Below are 15760 nucleotides of genomic sequence, written 5' to 3' on the forward strand. Positions count from 1 at the left end.
CAGCCACAGCGCTCCAGGCCAGTAGTTTTCGACCGTCCTCGACGGTAGGGAGCAGTATCTGTGGCCACCATGGAATCAGCGGGGCGCCGCTGTTCGTGCGCACGGGAATCCGCGCGCCGAATTCCCACTGAAAGGCGCTGTCACGGTCACGGCGGGTGGCGGAACGGTTCCGGGCCCCGTGGCCGGCGCCGGGGAGAGGCCCGATGAGCGGGCACGCCTTCGCCGGTGAGGTGTTCCGCATGCACGGCCCGGCGCTGTTGCGCTTCGCCCGGACGCTCACGCCGGGCGATCCGCACGCGGCCGAGGACATCGTGCAGGAGACGTTGCTGCGTGTGTGGCGGAACGCGGACCGGTTGCACTCCACGCCGGAGGAGCTGCGGCCGTGGCTGTTCACCGTCGTCCGCCGGCTGGCCATCGACAGCTACCGGTCCCGGCTGGCCCGTCCGGCCGCCCCGGACAACGACGAGGAGCTGCTGACCAGGCCGGCGCCGGACGGCACCGAAGGCACCCTCGACCGGCATGTCGTGCGCGACGCCCTGCTGACTCTCAAGCCGGATCACCGCAATGTCCTGGTGCACCGTTACCTGCTCGACCTGAGCGTCGAAGAGACGGCAGCCCAGCTGAGCATCCCGGCCGGTACGGTGAAGTCGCGCAGCAGCAAGGCGTTGCACGAGCTGCGCGCGGTGCTCGCGACCGAGGGAAAAGCACCGCGCGCGGTGGCTCAGACGTCGCCCGGCCGGATCGCCTCCAGCCGCAGCTCGTCGTCGCCGACCCGGACGGTCTGACCGGTCAGGTCGGCCGCCTGCACGGTGCTCGGCCGGCCGTCGACCCATTCGATCCCGCTCGCCCGCCGGTCCGGGAGCACGATGACATCGACCCGGACCGGGCGGCCGTCGTTCCCACCGGTGGCCCGGTAGACCCCGGCCGGGGCGGAGACCTGCGGGAGCGAGAAGGCGACCTTCCCACCGTTGAACTCGGCCGAGCCGGCCGCTGTGCCGTCGGTCAGCCGGGCCTCCAGCACCTCGCCACCGGCCCCTGCGAGCAACAGCCGGTCGCCGCCCGCGGTGCCCTTCACCCAGGCCTCCCGACTCACCCCGTCGGTCACGTGCGCGATGGCGCTGTTCTGCCAGACGTGGACAGCGACGGTGAAGGCGCCGTCCTGGCTGCGGCCGACGTACCGGGCCTGTTCCGGGCCGGCGGCCTGGGCCGCGGCGGCTGCGGCGGCCGGCGCCGCCCGGGGCGGGTCCTCGGCGCGGGCGGTGGGCAGAAAGCCGGTGACGATGCCGGTCAGCACCGTCGCCAAAGCCACGCCGAGCACGCTCACCACGGCGATCAACACCTGCTTGCGGTTCACTGCGTACTCTCCTGTCGAACGTTGGGGGTCAGCCCGGTGGTGGTGGTCAGCCCAGCCGGACGGTGTGGACGGTCAGGCCAAGCGCGCCGGTGTCGACGCTGCCGTCCGGGCGTACCTCGAACCGCCACGCCGCGTGATCGACCTCGCCGAGCACGAGCACGGCCCCGCCGGTCGCGGGCCGTCCGGCCGACTCGGCCCGGAACTGTTCCGCGTCGATGACGACGAGGCGCCGGGGCTGGTCCGGTTCCGCCGCGGCGCGGCCGTCGTCCAGCTGCTGGAACACCGAGGTGGCGGCGGCTCGGCCGGCGGGTTGCTCCAGGCCGCTGTGCCGGGCCTCGGCCAGCGTCGGCGCGGTCCGCAGCCGGCCCGGACGGGCGCCGGCGAGCTGGCCGGCCAGCTCGGTCGCGGTGCGGCCGGTCAGGACGACCTCGGCGTCCCGGCCGACCGGGCCGGTGAGCAACTCGGTCAGCATCTGCCGGACGACGGGCCCGACCGACTCCGGTTGCCCGGTCAGCGAGACCGGTCCGGCCGCGCGGGCCAGATTGACCAGGACCCGGCGGTCCTCGCGCAGACCCAGGGAAACGACCAGGGGGTACGGGTGTGACTCGGCGGCCACCTGCGCTCCGGTCTGCCGGCCGGCCCGCCCGAGCGTCCACTCGGTGCCGTCCCCCCGGCTGACCCAGGGTTCCGGCGCCTCGGGCTCGAACGTGGTCAGGCGCAACACGACCCGGTCCGCGGCGACCTCGACGGCGTACACGTCGGGGAAGTCTCGTCCCGCGCGATCGCAGGCGGTGACCAGGACCCGCAGCGCGCGATCGACCTCGTCGGTCGCCGCCGGGCCGGTCACCACCGGCGGCGCGGCCACCCGCGACCGGTCGGCCGGTTTCCGGAGCAGCTCGAGGACCAGCAGGACCGAGGCGATCAGCAGCAACACGGCGAGCACCACGGCGATGACGACGGGTGCGGACATTCAGAACTCCTCGCGGCCGGACGGACGGGCCCGGCGCGCGTCCTCGTACGTTCCTACGGACCCGGCGGTCGTCGCGTTCTCGGTCCGGAGAACGAAATCCGGGCACCGGCCGTAGAGGTAGACGGCCGCGAGTTCCCGAATCTGGAGATGTGCACCGTGCGACTGTTCCTCACCGTCGTCGACGACGACGGCGAAACCCGGGATCTCCACCTGGAGGCCGACCCGGACACCCGAGCCGGGGCGATCGCCGGTGCCCTGGCCGTGCCCGCCCTCTATGTGGGCGGAGGACTGGTACCGCCCGACTCGACTCTGTACGACTCCCCGCTGTGCGACGCCGTCCTGGTCGGGACCGCCCCCGGCACCACCGCGCCGAGCACCGAGCCGCGCGGGGTGATCGAGATCCGTACGGTGTCCGGCGTCGGCGCGGGTGCCGTGCGGCGGCTCGACATCGGCGACTACCACGTGAGCGCCGCGCCCGGCGGTGTCCTGATCGGACGGTTTCCGCCGGGCGGCCGGGCGCTGCGCCTGCGCGTGGAGCCCGGCGGGCGGTGCCTGCTCACGCCGCCGCCCGGCCCGCCGTCACCGGTGCGCCTGGACCGGGCCGAGCTGACCGAGTCGACCGAGTGGCGGATCGGCGCCTCGCTCGAGATCGGCGGCGCGCTGCTCGAGACGGCGCGGCCGGAGCCACCGGACGCTGCCCTGCAACCGTCGGAGGACGGCGCCGGGCTGGACTACAACCGGCCGCCCCGGCTGATCCCCCCGACGCCGCCGACCGAGTTCAAGCTGCCCTCGCCGCCCGGTGAGCCGGACAAACGCCCGCTGCCCTACATCGCGGCGATCGCACCGCTGGTGTTCGCGGTGGCCGCCGTGTTCATCTTCAACCGCCTCTCCGCGCTGCTGTTCGGTCTGCTCTCCCCGCTGGTGATCCTCGGCAACTACCTGAGCACCAAGCGCAGCGGGAAGGTGAGCCACAAGGAGCGGGTCAAGCGGTACGAGGAGACCAGGACACGGATCACCGAGGAGGCGCACGAGGCCGTCGTGGACGAGCGGCGGATGCGCCGGGACGCCTTCCCCGACCCGGCCGAGCTGCTGCTGACCGCGGTCGGTCCGCGCCGGCGCCTGTGGGAGCGCCGCCGCACCGACGCCGACTTCCTCACCTTCCGGGTGGGCGTGGCCGACCAGCCCTCCGCCGTGCTGCTCGAGGACCCGACCGTCGATGTGCACAAGCGCCGGATCACCGAGGACGCCTACGACGTGCCGGTCACGGTCGACCTGATCCGGATGCGCGTGCTCGGCATCGCCGGCACCGGGCCGGCCGCCGCCGCGGTGACCCGGTCGGTGATCGCGCAGGCGGCGGTGCTGCACAGCCCGCGTGAGCTCAAGCTCTATGTGCTGACCGGGGCGAGCGGCGAGGCGGCCTGGTCGTGGGTGCGCTTCCTGCCCCACGTACGCCCGGAGCCGGGTCAGGACACCACGGTGACCATCGGCACCGACACCGGCACGGTGGCCACCCGCGTCGCCGAGCTGACCGCCCTGATCCAGGCCCGCGTCGCGGCCGGGGCTCAGAGATACCGCGAGACGGTCCTGGTCGTCTTCGACGGCGCCCGGCGGCTGCGGTCGCTGCCCGGCGTGGTGCAGATCCTGCGGGAGGGGCCGGCCGTCGGGGTGCACGCGATCTGCCTGGACGCCGAGGAGCGGCTGCTGCCCGAGGAGTGCCTGGCCGTCGTGGCCGAGCAGCGCGACGGCCGGGTCAAGGTGGGCCGGTCCGGAGAGAAGACCCTCACCGGCGTACGGGTCGACGCGGTCACGCCGGACTGGAGCCGGGCCATCGGCCGGGAGCTGGGCGCGTTGCGCGACCCGGGAAGCGGCGACACCGAGGACTCGGTCCTACCCGGTTCCGTACGGCTGCTCGACGTGATCTCGATGGACGGACCCACCCCGGAGGCCGTCTCCGCCCGCTGGCGGGCCGGCGGGCGGACCACGTCGGCCGTCATGGGCGTCTCGCTGGACGGCGCGTTCTTGCTGGACATCCGTCGCGACGGCCCGCACGGCCTGGTCGCCGGCACCACCGGCGCCGGCAAGTCCGAGCTGCTGCAGACCCTCGTGGCCTCGCTGGCCGCCGGCAACCGGCCGGACGCCATGACCTTCGTCCTGGTCGACTACAAGGGTGGCTCGGCCTTCAAGGAATGCGTGGCGCTGCCGCACACGGTCGGCATGGTCACCGACCTGGACACTCACCTCGTGGAACGGGCGCTGGTCTCGCTCGGCGCCGAACTGCGACGCCGTGAGCACATCCTGGCCGCGGCCGGCGCCAAGGACATCGAGGACTATCTCGACCTCATGGCCCGCCGGCCCGGCCTGGCAGCGTTGCCGCGCCTGCTGATCGTGATCGACGAGTTCGCCTCGCTCGCCCGCGAACTGCCCGACTTCGTCAAGGGCCTGGTCAACATCGCCCAGCGCGGCCGGTCGCTGGGGATCCACCTGATCCTGGCCACCCAGCGCCCGGGCGGCGTGGTCTCACCCGAGATCCGGGCCAACACCAACCTGCGCATCGCCCTGCGGATGACGGACAAGAGCGAGAGCACCGACGTGATCAACTCGCCCGAGGCGGCGTCGATCGCCAAGAGCGCCCCCGGCCGCGCGTACGTGCGGCTGGGGCAGAACACGCTCATCCCCTTCCAGGCCGCCCGGGTCGGTGGCCGCCGGCCGGGCGCCGGCCCGGCGATCGCCGACGAGCCGTGGATCCGGCCCGTGTTCTGGCAGACCCTCGGTGAGCCGGTGCCCCCGCGCCCCCGCCCGGCGGCGCCCCCCGCGGCGGCCACGGAGATCGTCACCGACCTGGCCGACCTGGTCGAGGCGATCCGGGCCGCCACCGCCGATCTCGGCATCCCCGAGCAGCACAGCCCGTGGCTGCCGGCCCTCTCGGAGAACGTGGGCCTGGCCGACCTGCCGTCGCCGATGTCGTCCGGCTACGACCTTCCGCCCGTGGGATACGGCTTGGTCGACCTGCCCGCCGAGCAGGCCCGCCGGCCGCTGGCTCTGGACCCGACCACCTTCGGGCACCTGCACGTCATCGGCTCGCCACGGTCGGGCCGGTCGCAGACCCTGCGCACCATCGCCGGCGCCATCGCCCGCACCTACCGCAGCAGCGACGTGCACCTCTACGGCATCGACTGCGGGAACGGCGCGCTGCTGGCCCTGGAAAGCCTCCCGCACACCGGCGCGGTGGTCCAGCGCACGCAGCCCGACCGGATGGCCCGGCTGGTCGCCCGGCTCGTCGGCGAGGTCGCCCGGCGCCAGCAGCTGCTGGCCGCGGGCGGAGCGGCCGACCTGCCCGAACTACGCCGGGCGCGGCCGCCGGAGCAGCGTCCGCCGCACATCGTGGTGCTCTTCGACCGCTGGGAGGTCTTCGACAAGACGCTGACCGAGTACGACGGAGGCGCGCTGCTCACCGGTGTGCTGACGCTGCTGCGCGAGGGCGCGAGCGTCGGCGTGCACCTCGTCATCGCCGGGGACCGGTCGCTGTTCTCCAGCCGGTTGTCGGCCACCACCGAGGACAAGCTGGTGCTGCGGCTGAACGACAAATCCGAGTACATGATGATCGGCGTCCCGCAGCGGTCGGTGCCCGACGACATCGCGCCCGGGCGGGTCATCCGCGCCGACGACAAGGCGGAGGCGCAGATCGCCCTGCTCCCCGGCGAAGCGAGCGGCCAGGCGCAGGCGGCGGCGCTGGAGGCGATCGCGGCGGAGTGCGTGGCCCGCGACGCCGACCTGCCCGCCGGGACCCGGCCGTTCCGGGTCGACCAGCTCCCCGACCGGCTCACGCTGTCGGAGGCGGCCAAGTTCGTCCCGTCGCCGCGACCCGGCCCGATGTGGGCCCTCGCCGGCGTCGGCGGGGACGAGCTGGTCGCGATGGGACCCGACCTGGGGGTCAACCCGACCTTCGTGATCGGTGGGCCGCCGCGGTCGGGACGCAGCACCGCGCTGCTCACCATGGCCCTGTCCCTGCTGGACGGTGACATCCGTCTGGTCGTGGCCGCGCCCCGCCGGTCACCGCTGCGCGACCTGGCCGGCCGGGCCGGGGTGCTGGAGGTGTTCGCCGGTGACGACGTACCCAAGGACCAGCTGTCGGAGATCCTGCGGGCCACCGAGGAGCCGGTCGTGATCGTCGTCGACGACGCCGACAACCTGGCCAAGTCGGCCTCCGACGCGCTGTTCACCGAGGTGGCGCGCACCGGGGCCGAGAGGCGGCGCGGGCTGATCGCGGCCGGCCAGACCGACCGGCTGCTGTCCGGCTTCTCCGGCTGGATCCCGGAGCTGCGGCGCAACCGCCAGGGCCTGCTGATCAGCCCGCAGGCACCCGGCGACGGCGAGCTGATCGGCGGCAAGGTGGCGCGCAGCCGGCTCGGCGGGGACAAGGCGGGCCGGGCCTTCCTCAGCGACGGCAGCGGACGGTTGTTCACGGTCCAGATCCCGGAGACCGGCCTGTAGGAAGGGCTCGCACGACGAAGGGGCTCCCCACCGAGGTGGGGAGCCCCTTTGTGTTGTCCGGCCGGCCCGGGCTCAGCCCTGGGCCGGAGCCTCCTTGTTCTCCTGGGCCGCCTCGACGAAGCCGTCGATGCCGAAGCCGATGCCGACCAGGCCGCTGCCGACGCCGAACAGACCGCCGAAGAATTCGACCGGAGCCGTCGTCAGGGTGGTCAGGGGGTTGATCAGGGTGGTGTTGCCGGCCGCTTGCAGGAGGGTCTGGTTGGCCGGGCCCTGGACCGGTCCGGGTGCTGCCGGACTCGCCGGGCCGGGCGTTGCGGGGCTGGGTGTTGCGGGGTTTGCGGGTCCCGGGCCCGCCGGGCCCGGTGCGGCTGGGTCTGGTGTCGTGGTGGGACGGGGTGCCGGGGGCGCGGGTGGGGCCTGGGCCGGGGCCGGCGTGGCTGGGTCTGGCGTGGTGGTGGGGCGGGGTGCTGGGGGAGCGGGTGTGGCCGGGGCTGGGGCCGGAGCCGGTGCGGCGGGGTCTGGCGTGGTGGTGGGGCGGGGTGCTGGGGGAGCGGGTGTGGCGGGCGCCGGCCCGGGACCGGCCGCGGGGTCGGGTGTCGTCGTGGTGGTGGGCTTCGGCGCCGCAGGTGCCGCGGGTGGCGCCGGCGGTGTCGGGTCAGGCGCCCGGGTGCCCGGCGACGCCGGCGGCTTGACCGGCGCCGGGGGCTTGACCGGCACGAGCGGGACGTTGTCGATGACCTTCGGAACGGTCCGGTTGAAGTTGTTGATGACCTGCGTCGAGATGCCGCCCAGCGCCTTGACGCTGCCGGCGATGGCGAGCCCCAGCCCGCCCAGGCCGATGACCACCCCGAGGCTGCCCAGGATGAGCTCGGCGATGCCGAACTTGCCGAGCCCGACGATGGATATCTTGGCGGCGGTCACGGCCAGACTGGCGATGCCGACGGCGAGACTCACGACGGTGGCGATCAGCCCGATCGGCCCGGTGAGGATCATGCCGGCGACGCCGAGCACCAGCCCGATGACGCCCAGCACCATGCCGAGGGCGTCGGCGATCCGCTCGAAGAAGCTCTTCTGCTTGACGGCGTTGTCCTCCGCCTCGCCCAGGGAGCCGACGGCCGTCCGCGCGTCGGCTTCGCGCATGTCCTGCGCGTCCGCCGCGAGTCGCTGGGCCACGCTGAGCTCGGTGGCGGCCTCGTCGTTGCGGGCCTGAGCGCCGGCCCGGGCGCCGGACAGCTGATCGACCGAGTCGCGCGTGGACGCCCTCGCTTGCTCGTCGGCCCCGGCATCGGCCTCCGCCGCGGCGGCCTGGGCGGCGGCGAGTGAACTCTCGAGGCCCCCGAGTTCGGCGCTCGCGGCGGCCAGCCGGCTCTGCGCGTCCTCGGCCATTTGGCGGGCCCGGTCGGCCGTGTCCTGATGGGTCCGCAGGCGGGGCGCGTACTGCGCGATCGCGTCGGCCGCGCCCCGGTACGAGTCGCGCAGCTGGCCGATCTGGCCGGGCAGCTCGTCGAGGCTGTCGCGCAGCTTGTCGAGGGCCTTGCCCTCGCCCAGGTCGGCCGACTGGAGCCGGCTGATGAGCGACGCCGCGTCCTCCGCGTCGTCGGCGACGGCGGTGTACTCGGTCGCCAGCCGCTCGAGGATGTCCGCGTCCCCGGGTGTCGGGTCGTCGGAGAGGTCGAGGACCGCCCAGTCGGCGGCGTCCGGCCTAGGCATCGACGGTCACCTTCTCCAGCACCAGGCTGTCGGCGATCCGCTCGAACAACGGGAGGAACTGGTCGGTGTACTGCACGTTGGGGGTCAGGCTGGTGATGATGAGGAGCTCCCTGGTGCCCGGCAGCGGAACGAGAGTGTTCATCACCGAGATCCGTCCGGGTGGCAGGTCCTCGAGCTCGATCTCCTCGATGGAGGTGCTCCGGCCGGCCGGGCCGGCCTTCGCCAGATCCACGATCTCGGTGCGGTTGGCCGCGGTTCCCTTGCCCAGAGGCAGTCCGGCGTTGCGGAGAGCGAAGGCGATCATCAAGTCGGACAGGTCCAGCTCGACATCGTCGGGAACGTCGTGACGCAGAACCATGGTGATGGCCGTCAGCGGCACCTGCTCGACGACATCGAAGAAACCGTAGAACTGCAGGGCGCCCTGTTCGTAGCAGGCGGCGGCCCACTTCTTGGCCGAGCGGACGGTGTCGCGGATGAGATCGGCGTGCTCCACCCGGTCGCCGTCGGTCATCCCGGCCAGGAGCCGCCGGCGAACCTCCGCGTCGCGGACCCGGGGATGCAGGTCCACACTCCACCACGAGGTCGGATAGGAAATCGTGAAACGGTAAGCCCCCGCTGTGCGTTGCTTCATCTGTTGCTCGACCTCATTCACTCGGGCTCGAGGGCCGCGACGGTTTCCTCGTCCGCCTTGCGGAAGTTCTCCAGGATGCCTTCGACCATCTCGCGGAAGGTGTCGGTGTTCTCCCGCACGCGTTCGTGACCGTCCCGCCAGGCGCCGTCGAACGAGCGGACACCGCCGACCAGCGCCCGATCGCCGACGTCGTCCTCGGTGCCGACGGACTCCAGGTTGGCCACCCGCTCGAGGCGGTCCCGGATCCGGGCGAGGACCGTGATGACTTCGGTGAGCTCGTCACCGGGGATGCGAATCCTGGCCATGCCGTTCTCCTCTCACTGCCGGCGTACGACTCGTGGCCGGGCCGCACGTGGTCCCCCCACGAACGGCCCGGCCACGCGGAACGAGCGAGATCAGCCGATGGCTCCGGCGGTCGCGTCGTCGGTCTCGACGAACTTCTGCAGGGTCTGGTCGAGGAACTGGCTGACGCCCTCGATACCGTCGATCGCCTGCTTGGTGCCGGTGATGTACTCCTCCCAGAACGGCTTGAACTTCGACTCCGAGCCGGGGGTGTTGTAGGAGGCCTCGACCGTCTCGGCCATCCGGGTGTCCGCCTCCTGCAGGGCGCTCTGCAGGTTCTCCCGCTGCTGCAGGAGGTACTGGGCGAAGGCCTTGACCTCTTCCGGGTCCAGGATCATCTGGCCAGGCATGAGCTGTCCTCTCGTACGGGAAAAGACGGTGATCCCACCGCCACACCGGGGACTACGGCTCATCCGCCGGTCGCGTTCTCGGTGTGGCCGACGAACCGGATCCCGGTGAGGGAAACCACTTTCCGCGTCCCGCCGTGAACGAAGCGCCGGATTCTTCGTTTCCGCGACCGAATCGTGAACGTCTGACGGATCGGGAGATCATGAGAAGGATGTTTTGGCGGCCGTCGGCCGCCCTGGTGATGGCGGTGGCCCTGCTCGCCGCCTGTGGTGACACCGAGCCGGCGAGCGATGCTCCGGCCGCTGCGCCGGCTCCGTCGGCTCCGGCTTCCGCCCCGGCTTCGGGCGCGAGCAACTCTTTCGAGCTGGTGACCGGCACCGCGAAGACCAACGAAGCGGCTGCCGGCACCGGTGACTGGGCGCTGATGAACGGCGGCGCGCCGGTCGGCGACCAGATCACGGTGTCCGAGCGCTGGGTCCAGCTCACCGCCGGCAAGGTCGGCGACCTGGGGCGCGGTGTCACGAACGGCGCCGGTCTGACGCTTTACCGCTTCGACAAGGATTCGGCCGACCCGTCCCGCAGCACCTGCAATGACGACTGCGCGAAGACCTGGCCGCCGGTCACGGTCGACGAGGACGGCCGGGCGTTCCTGGCCGGCCTCAAGAAGTCGGCTGTGACGTTCATCCGGCGCGACGACGGCCGGATTCAGGCCACAGTGGGCGGTTGGCCGGTCTATCGCTTCGCCCAGGACGCCAAGGCGGGTCAGACCAAGGGCCAGGGCGTGGGCGGCACCTGGTTCGCGGTCTCCCCGACGGGCGAGAAGCTGGCCGGCGGCGAGCAGCCGGCCGAGCAGGGCAACCAGGGCAACGGGCAGCAGGCGGACGACGTCGCGCCGGCCAAGTCGGCGTTCCTGTTCTCCCAGCCCGACTTCAGCGACACCGCGGCCACCCAGGGCGTCAAGGGTGGCGAATGTCAGGACGTCGCGCTCTCGGTGAAGTCGATCAGCGCCGACGGCCGGTTCTTCGTCTGGGACAAGAAGGGCTGCAAGGGTCAGCGGCGGCAGTTCGGCGACGAAGGCGTCGCCAACCTGGCCGACTTCGACACGAAGTCGATCCGCCTGCGCTGACCGGGACCGGTGGGCCGGGCGGCGGGCTCGGCCCCTCGCCCCGGCCGAGGGCATCAGGGTCTGCTGTCGTTGCACATTCCCGCCACCGATCTGGCGCTGTGATCCAACCGGACTTTCCCGGCGCGTTCCTACGCTTCCTGCATCCCAGTCTCGCCGATGCCGCGAATCGATGCATGGAGTTCTCTTGCCCTCCCTCGTTGCCCCAGGCGCGATCCTGGCTCGCCCCGATGCCGCCGTCGCGGCGCTCGTACCACCCCCGGCGAGCGCCGCGACGGTTGTCGAGCCGGTCGGCCCCGCCGACCCGGCCGAGGCGCTGCAGCACCTCCAGCGGGAGCACGGTCCGGTCCTGCTGAGCTACCTGACCCGGCTGACCGGCGGCGACCGGCATCGGGCGGAGGATCTCGTGCAGGAGGTCCTGCTGCGGGCCTGGCTCAACCCGCAGGCCCGGGACGCCGACGGCCGGTGGAGCCGAGCGTGGGTCTTCACCGTCGCCCGGCGCCTGGTCATCGATCAGACCCGCGCGAACCAGGCACGGCCCCTCGAACTGTCCGATGAGGACCTGGACGAGCGCGCCGTCGCGGACGACGTGATCGAACGTCTGCAGGACGCCGCCCTGGTCCGTGACGCCCTGGCCGCCCTGCCCGAACGGCGGCGGCGGACGTTGCTCGAGATCTACTACCTCGATCTCTCGGTGAGCGAGGTCGCCGACCTCCATGAGGTGCCGGAGGGCACTGTGCGCTCCCGCACCTTCTACAGCCTCAAGGCGCTGGGCGAGGCGCTGGTCAGCCGGGGCTTCCGCGACCGGCCCCGGCGCCGGTCGAACCCCCTTCTTTGACAAGTGGGTGTCGTGGGCCGCCAGCGATGGGATCTCCGGAGCGCAGTCGGCCGAGGCCTTCGTCGAAGCGCTCGACCGGGCCGCGGCCGAGTCATGACCCCCGCGGCCGTCGGTCAGGCGACGAGGAACGTGCCGGCCATGAAGATCACCAGGAAGACCGACTGCAGGGCGACGCCGACCATCAGCACCGCGCGGTCGACCGTCTCGCTGGCGCCCATCCGGGCCAGCACCAGGAAGACCGCCACCGCCTCCATCGCGTAGCGCGCGGCCGACTGCATCGACCGGCCACCGACCTCGGTCGACATCAGCATGAGCAGGGTGATCCCGGCCTGCACCACGAGGTAGACCTGATCGCGCCGGAACTTGAACGGGCCCTTCACGCACAGAACGAGCAACACCACCGCGATCAGGATCGTGCCGGCGTCCAGGATCGCGCCGATGGTGGGCTTGTCGAGCGGCCCGTGCCCGGCGATCTGCCGGACCGAGATCAGCCAGGCCTCGCCGGGAAACGTGTACCGCCGTCCCCACTGGTCCTGGGCGATGCTGAACTGGATCGGGCTGCCCAGCTCGACCAGGCAGTAGAGGCTGTATCCGGCGACGCCCAGCGGCACCAGGGCCGGCCCGAGCACGTCCGGGCGGATCCGGCTCGGCCGCCAGCCGACCTGGCGCAGGTACTCGACGGCCAGCGGCACGATCAGCAGGAGCCCGAACAGCCGGGTGGCCGACGACAGCGCGCCCAGCGTCCCGGCCAGCCACCAGTGCCCGCGGCGCCCGGCGTACAGAGCGCCGATCGCCAGCAGCAGGAACAGCGACTCGTTGTAGCCGATGAACAGGAAGAAGGCCATCGGGAAGGCGGCCAGGTACCAGGCCGCCCGGCGGGCCACCCGCGGCCCGAACTCGTGGTCGGCCAGCCGGTACAGCACGGCCAGGACGCCGTACGCCGCCGCGTTGGCGATCACCAGCGCGGCGACCAGCCCGCCGCCCGGGAGCACCGGGTCGGCGGCGTGGATCAGCATCGGGTACAGCGGGAAGAACGCCGGGTAGCCCGGGCCGACGTGATACCCGGCCTCGGCGATCGTCACGTAGTGGGCGGCGTCCCACCCGTTCCAGCCCAGGGCGATCGACGACAGACCGGGTGCGGAAGCGTCTCCCCGGTCGGCCAGCCAGGCGAGCGCGCCCACCAGCACATGGACGACCAGCGAGGACGACCACACCGCGAGGGCCACCAGCAACGCCGAGCGCCACGGACGACGGACCGGCGCCACGAAGACCGGCCCGGCGATGCGGCCGGGATCGGGCTCGGCGGTCCGGGCGGGCGCGATCACGGCGGGTGCCGTCATGACGAGGCCCCGGCCGGGCGGCGGGCGGTCACCGCGGAGTCGAAGGTCACCACGTAGGCCGGGCGGCCCTGGAGCGAGGTGAAGATGCGGGCCACGTACTCGCCGAGCAGTCCCAGGCACAGCAGTTGCAGCGCGCCGAGGAACACGAGCGCCACGAACATCGACGTCCATCCGGGCACGACGGTGCCCCATAGGTACGCCGCCGAGACCGCCACGCCCAGCACGAGGCACAGGACGATGCCGGCCGAGCCCAGCCAGGTCGCGACCCGCAGCGGCGCGGCCGAGAACCCGGTGATGCTGTCCAGGGCCAGCCGGATCATCTTGGCCAGCGGGTACTTGGAGCGGCCGGCGGCGCGCCTCTCACGGGCGTACGGCACCTCGCCGCTCGGCAGGCCCAGCCAGGGGACGAGCAGCCGGTAGACCGGCAGGTGCTCCGGCAGCTCGGTCAGCGCGTCCACCGCGGTCCGGCTCAGCAGGCGGAAGTCCCCGGCGTTGTCCGGCACCGAGGCGCCGACCACCCGCCGGATCAGCCGGTAGTACAGGCCGGCCGTCCAGCGCTTGAACGGGCTGTCGGTGCTGCGATCGGTCCGCACGCCGTGCACGACGTCGAGCTGCTCGGTCTCGGCCAGGACCAGCATGTCGGCGATGACCTCGGGCGGGTCCTGGAGGTCGACGTCGATGCTGACCACGTACCGGCCCCGGGCACGCTGCAGGCCGGCGGTGAGCGCGTTCTGGTGCCCGGCGTTGCGCCGCAGCCGCACGACCCGCAGCTGCGGCCAGTCGCGGCGCATCCGTTCCAGCACGGCCGCCGTGGCGTCCCGGCTGCCGTCGTCGACGGTCAGCACCTCGTACGACTCACCCAGACCGTCGAGGACGGGACGCAGCCGCTCGGCGAACAGCGGCAGCACATCCTCCTCGTTGAAGACGGGCACGACTACCGACAGTCCCGGCAGGAGATCGACGCTCACGTGGCTCCCTTTCGTGAAGTTCACGAGAGACACGTTGATCAGATGGCCATAAGGCCCGGTTAAAGGTGGGCGAGGTGGCACGAATCCGGGAGTATCCCCCGCAAGGCCCCTGGAGGTCGCATCGGCTCGGCCGAAGCGAACCGGATCGCCGGCCCGGGGAGAGAACGGGCGGGCGAAGCCCTCAGGGATGGCCCGGGGCGGCCGATGCGAGGCCCATGTTGCTGCGCTGCTACGCCGCGTTCACCGGGATCCTGGTCGCGACGTACCTGGCGTGGCCCTACGAATTGCGGCAATGGCCGTTCCTGGCGGTGACCCTGGGGGCCGCCGTCCCGGCCGTGGTGCTGGGTCTGCGCCGCGCACCGGCCGGGGCCCGGGTGCCGTGGTGGCTGATGCTGGCCTCGCTGACGTTCTACGACCTCGGCAACATCGCCTGGATCCTGGTGACCACCGTCGGCGGCCGGATCACCGGGGACGGCGGCATCGCCGACCTGTTCTACGCGGCCGGCGGTGTCCTCGTTCTGGGCGCGTCGATCGCTGTGGTGCGGCTCCAGGGCCGCGGCGACGTCGGCGGTGTCATCGACTCGGTGATCACCGCCGTGGCGCTCGGCGGGGTGCTCTGGGACGCTGTCCTCCTGCCCGCGCTCACCCGGCAGGACGTCCCCGTGGGCCGGCAGGTCTCCCTCTTCGTCACCATCCTCATGATCACCGGCACGCTCGGCGCGATGCTGCGGGTCTCCCTGGTCTCCCCGGCCGGGCGTACGGCGTCGGTCCGGCTCTTCACGGCCGGTGTGGCGCTGACTCTCGCGGGCACGGTGGCCGCCGCGCTGACGGTCGACGCCCACGGCGTCCGTCCCGACTGGACCAACCTGGTCTTTCTGGCCGCGTACGCCGTTCTCGGCGGCGCCGCGGTTCACCCGTCGGTGGCCCTGGTGACCTCGCCCGGCCGCGCGCCGAAAGACGACCTGAGCGGCGCCCGGCTGACCTTCCTCGGGGTGATGCTGGCGCTCACCCCGCTGGTCGGCGGCGGCCGCGCCGTGCTGGGCCTGCCCACGGACGGCATCCTCATCGCGCTGTCCTCGGCCGCGCTGGTGCCGCTGGTCATGGTGCGCGTCGCCCGGCTCGCCGCCCAGCGCCGGGCCGCCGAACGGGCCCTGCACCGGCTGGCCACCCGGGACGGGCTGACCGGCCTGGCCAACCGGGGCGCCTGCCTGGACCACCTGGCCACGTCGCTCGAGGAAGGGGCCGACCTGGCCGTGCTGTTCTGCGACCTCGACGGCTTCAAGCCCGTGAACGACCGCCTGGGCCACGCCGCCGGTGACGAACTGCTGATCGCGGTGGCCGACCGTCTGAGCACCTGCGTCCGCGACAGCGATCTGGTCAGCCGTTTCGGGGGCGACGAGTTCGTCCTGATCTGCCGGGGCCCGGACGCGGTCGGCGTGGTCGCCGACCGCATCGCCGGCCTGACCCGGCGCCCGTTCACCGCGGCCGGCGAGCAGGTGCTCATCGGCGTCAGCGTCGGCGTGGCCCGGCGCCGCCCGGCCGACACCACCGACGACCTGATCAACCGGGCCGACCAGGCCATGTACGAAGCCAAGAAGTCCAAGTCGGTCGGCGCCCTGAGCCTGGTCGTGGCCTGACCCGCACC

Annotated in this window: 13 protein-coding genes; 5 read left to right on the forward strand and 8 right to left on the reverse strand. The window is 72.7% G+C overall.

Annotated elements, in window-relative coordinates; genetic code table 11:
* Positions 1 to 203 precede the first annotated feature (203 nt).
* Complete coding sequence (locus HJC40_RS34280) at positions 204 to 785, forward strand: sigma-70 family RNA polymerase sigma factor (protein ID WP_250007566.1); 582 nt, start codon at positions 204 to 206, stop codon at positions 783 to 785.
* Here the strand turns inward: HJC40_RS34280 and HJC40_RS34285 are convergent.
* Both HJC40_RS34285 and HJC40_RS34290 read right to left on the reverse strand, forming a co-directional pair.
* Positions 722 to 1354 carry a hypothetical protein gene (locus tag HJC40_RS34285; protein WP_250007567.1) on the reverse strand — a complete coding sequence of 211 codons (633 nt, stop codon included), beginning with the start codon at positions 1352 to 1354 and terminating at the stop codon, positions 722 to 724. The two genes, HJC40_RS34280 and HJC40_RS34285, sit on opposite strands and share 64 nt — an antisense overlap.
* A 46-nt stretch (positions 1355 to 1400) precedes the next feature.
* Positions 1401 to 2324: a hypothetical protein gene (locus tag HJC40_RS34290; protein WP_250007568.1), complete on the reverse strand. Its 924-nt coding sequence runs from the start codon at positions 2322 to 2324 to the stop codon at positions 1401 to 1403.
* 156 nt (positions 2325 to 2480) lie between these two features.
* Here HJC40_RS34290 and HJC40_RS34295 point away from each other — a divergent pair, with 156 nt between their 5' ends.
* Positions 2481 to 6815, forward strand: a complete 4335-nt coding sequence (locus HJC40_RS34295; protein WP_250007569.1) for an FtsK/SpoIIIE domain-containing protein — start codon at positions 2481 to 2483, stop codon at positions 6813 to 6815.
* Between the two features lie 72 nt (positions 6816 to 6887).
* Here the strand turns inward: HJC40_RS34295 and HJC40_RS34300 are convergent, their stop codons facing one another.
* The 4 genes from HJC40_RS34300 to HJC40_RS34315 all read right to left on the reverse strand — a co-directional run bounded on the left by HJC40_RS34300 (position 6888) and on the right by HJC40_RS34315 (position 9848).
* The gene (locus tag HJC40_RS34300) at positions 6888 to 8525 is read right to left on the reverse strand and encodes a hypothetical protein (protein WP_250007570.1); all 1638 of its coding nucleotides are present in this window, start codon (positions 8523 to 8525) and stop codon (positions 6888 to 6890) included.
* The gene (locus HJC40_RS34305) at positions 8518 to 9156 is read right to left on the reverse strand and encodes a hypothetical protein (protein ID WP_250007571.1); all 639 of its coding nucleotides are present in this window, start codon (positions 9154 to 9156) and stop codon (positions 8518 to 8520) included. The genes HJC40_RS34300 and HJC40_RS34305 overlap by 8 nt, the downstream gene beginning before the upstream one ends.
* A 17-nt stretch (positions 9157 to 9173) precedes the next feature.
* Positions 9174 to 9461 carry a hypothetical protein gene (locus tag HJC40_RS34310; protein WP_250007573.1) on the reverse strand — a complete coding sequence of 96 codons (288 nt, stop codon included), beginning with the start codon at positions 9459 to 9461 and terminating at the stop codon, positions 9174 to 9176.
* Positions 9462 to 9551: 90 nt separating this feature from the next.
* A complete protein-coding gene (locus HJC40_RS34315; protein WP_250007574.1) occupies positions 9552 to 9848 on the reverse strand; it encodes a WXG100 family type VII secretion target in 297 nt (98 codons plus the stop codon).
* Positions 9849 to 10048: 200 nt separating this feature from the next.
* Here HJC40_RS34315 and HJC40_RS34320 point away from each other — a divergent pair, with 200 nt between their 5' ends.
* Together HJC40_RS34320 and HJC40_RS34325 are read left to right on the forward strand one after the other, a co-directional pair.
* Positions 10049 to 10972: a hypothetical protein gene (locus HJC40_RS34320; RefSeq protein ID WP_250007575.1), complete on the forward strand. Its 924-nt coding sequence runs from the start codon at positions 10049 to 10051 to the stop codon at positions 10970 to 10972.
* Positions 10973 to 11156: 184 nt separating this feature from the next.
* Entirely contained in the window at positions 11157 to 11807 is a 651-nt protein-coding gene (locus tag HJC40_RS34325; RefSeq protein WP_250007576.1) for a sigma-70 family RNA polymerase sigma factor, read from the forward strand.
* Between the two features lie 113 nt (positions 11808 to 11920).
* Here the strand turns inward: HJC40_RS34325 and HJC40_RS34330 are convergent, their stop codons facing one another.
* Together HJC40_RS34330 and HJC40_RS34335 are read right to left on the reverse strand one after the other, a co-directional pair.
* On the reverse strand, positions 11921 to 13147 hold the full coding sequence (locus HJC40_RS34330) for a mannosyltransferase family protein (protein WP_250007577.1): 1227 nt from the start codon (positions 13145 to 13147) through the stop codon (positions 11921 to 11923).
* Positions 13144 to 14115 (reverse strand): glycosyltransferase family 2 protein, encoded by a 972-nt coding sequence (locus HJC40_RS34335; protein ID WP_250007578.1) that lies wholly within the window; start codon positions 14113 to 14115, stop codon positions 13144 to 13146. Before HJC40_RS34335 ends, HJC40_RS34330 begins: the two co-directional genes overlap by 4 nt.
* A 215-nt stretch (positions 14116 to 14330) precedes the next feature.
* Between HJC40_RS34335 and HJC40_RS45730 the strand changes: the two genes are divergently transcribed.
* Complete coding sequence (locus HJC40_RS45730; protein WP_284044128.1) at positions 14331 to 15752, forward strand: GGDEF domain-containing protein; 1422 nt, start codon at positions 14331 to 14333, stop codon at positions 15750 to 15752.
* Positions 15753 to 15760 lie beyond the last annotated feature (8 nt).

It is taken from the genome of Actinoplanes sp. M2I2 (assembly GCF_023544445.1).
In the GTDB taxonomy this organism is placed as follows: domain Bacteria; phylum Actinomycetota; class Actinomycetes; order Mycobacteriales; family Micromonosporaceae; genus Actinoplanes.

Bases quoted from the DNA above. Each gene is read 5' to 3' on its own strand.
- HJC40_RS34300 (WP_250007570.1), bottom strand. From the start codon at position 8,525: ATGCCTAGGCCGGACGCCGCCGACTGGGCGGTCCTCGACCTCTCCGAC.
- HJC40_RS45730 (WP_284044128.1), top strand. From the start codon at position 14,331: ATGTTGCTGCGCTGCTACGCCGCGTTCACCGGGATCCTGGTCGCGACG.
- HJC40_RS34280 (WP_250007566.1), top strand. From the start codon at position 204: ATGAGCGGGCACGCCTTCGCCGGTGAGGTGTTCCGCATGCACGGCCCG.
- HJC40_RS34315 (WP_250007574.1), bottom strand. From the start codon at position 9,848: ATGCCTGGCCAGATGATCCTGGACCCGGAAGAGGTCAAGGCCTTCGCC.
- HJC40_RS34330 (WP_250007577.1), bottom strand. From the start codon at position 13,147: ATGACGGCACCCGCCGTGATCGCGCCCGCCCGGACCGCCGAGCCCGAT.
- HJC40_RS34320 (WP_250007575.1), top strand. From the start codon at position 10,049: ATGAGAAGGATGTTTTGGCGGCCGTCGGCCGCCCTGGTGATGGCGGTG.
- HJC40_RS34290 (WP_250007568.1), bottom strand. From the start codon at position 2,324: ATGTCCGCACCCGTCGTCATCGCCGTGGTGCTCGCCGTGTTGCTGCTG.
- HJC40_RS34305 (WP_250007571.1), bottom strand. From the start codon at position 9,156: ATGAAGCAACGCACAGCGGGGGCTTACCGTTTCACGATTTCCTATCCG.
- HJC40_RS34310 (WP_250007573.1), bottom strand. From the start codon at position 9,461: ATGGCCAGGATTCGCATCCCCGGTGACGAGCTCACCGAAGTCATCACG.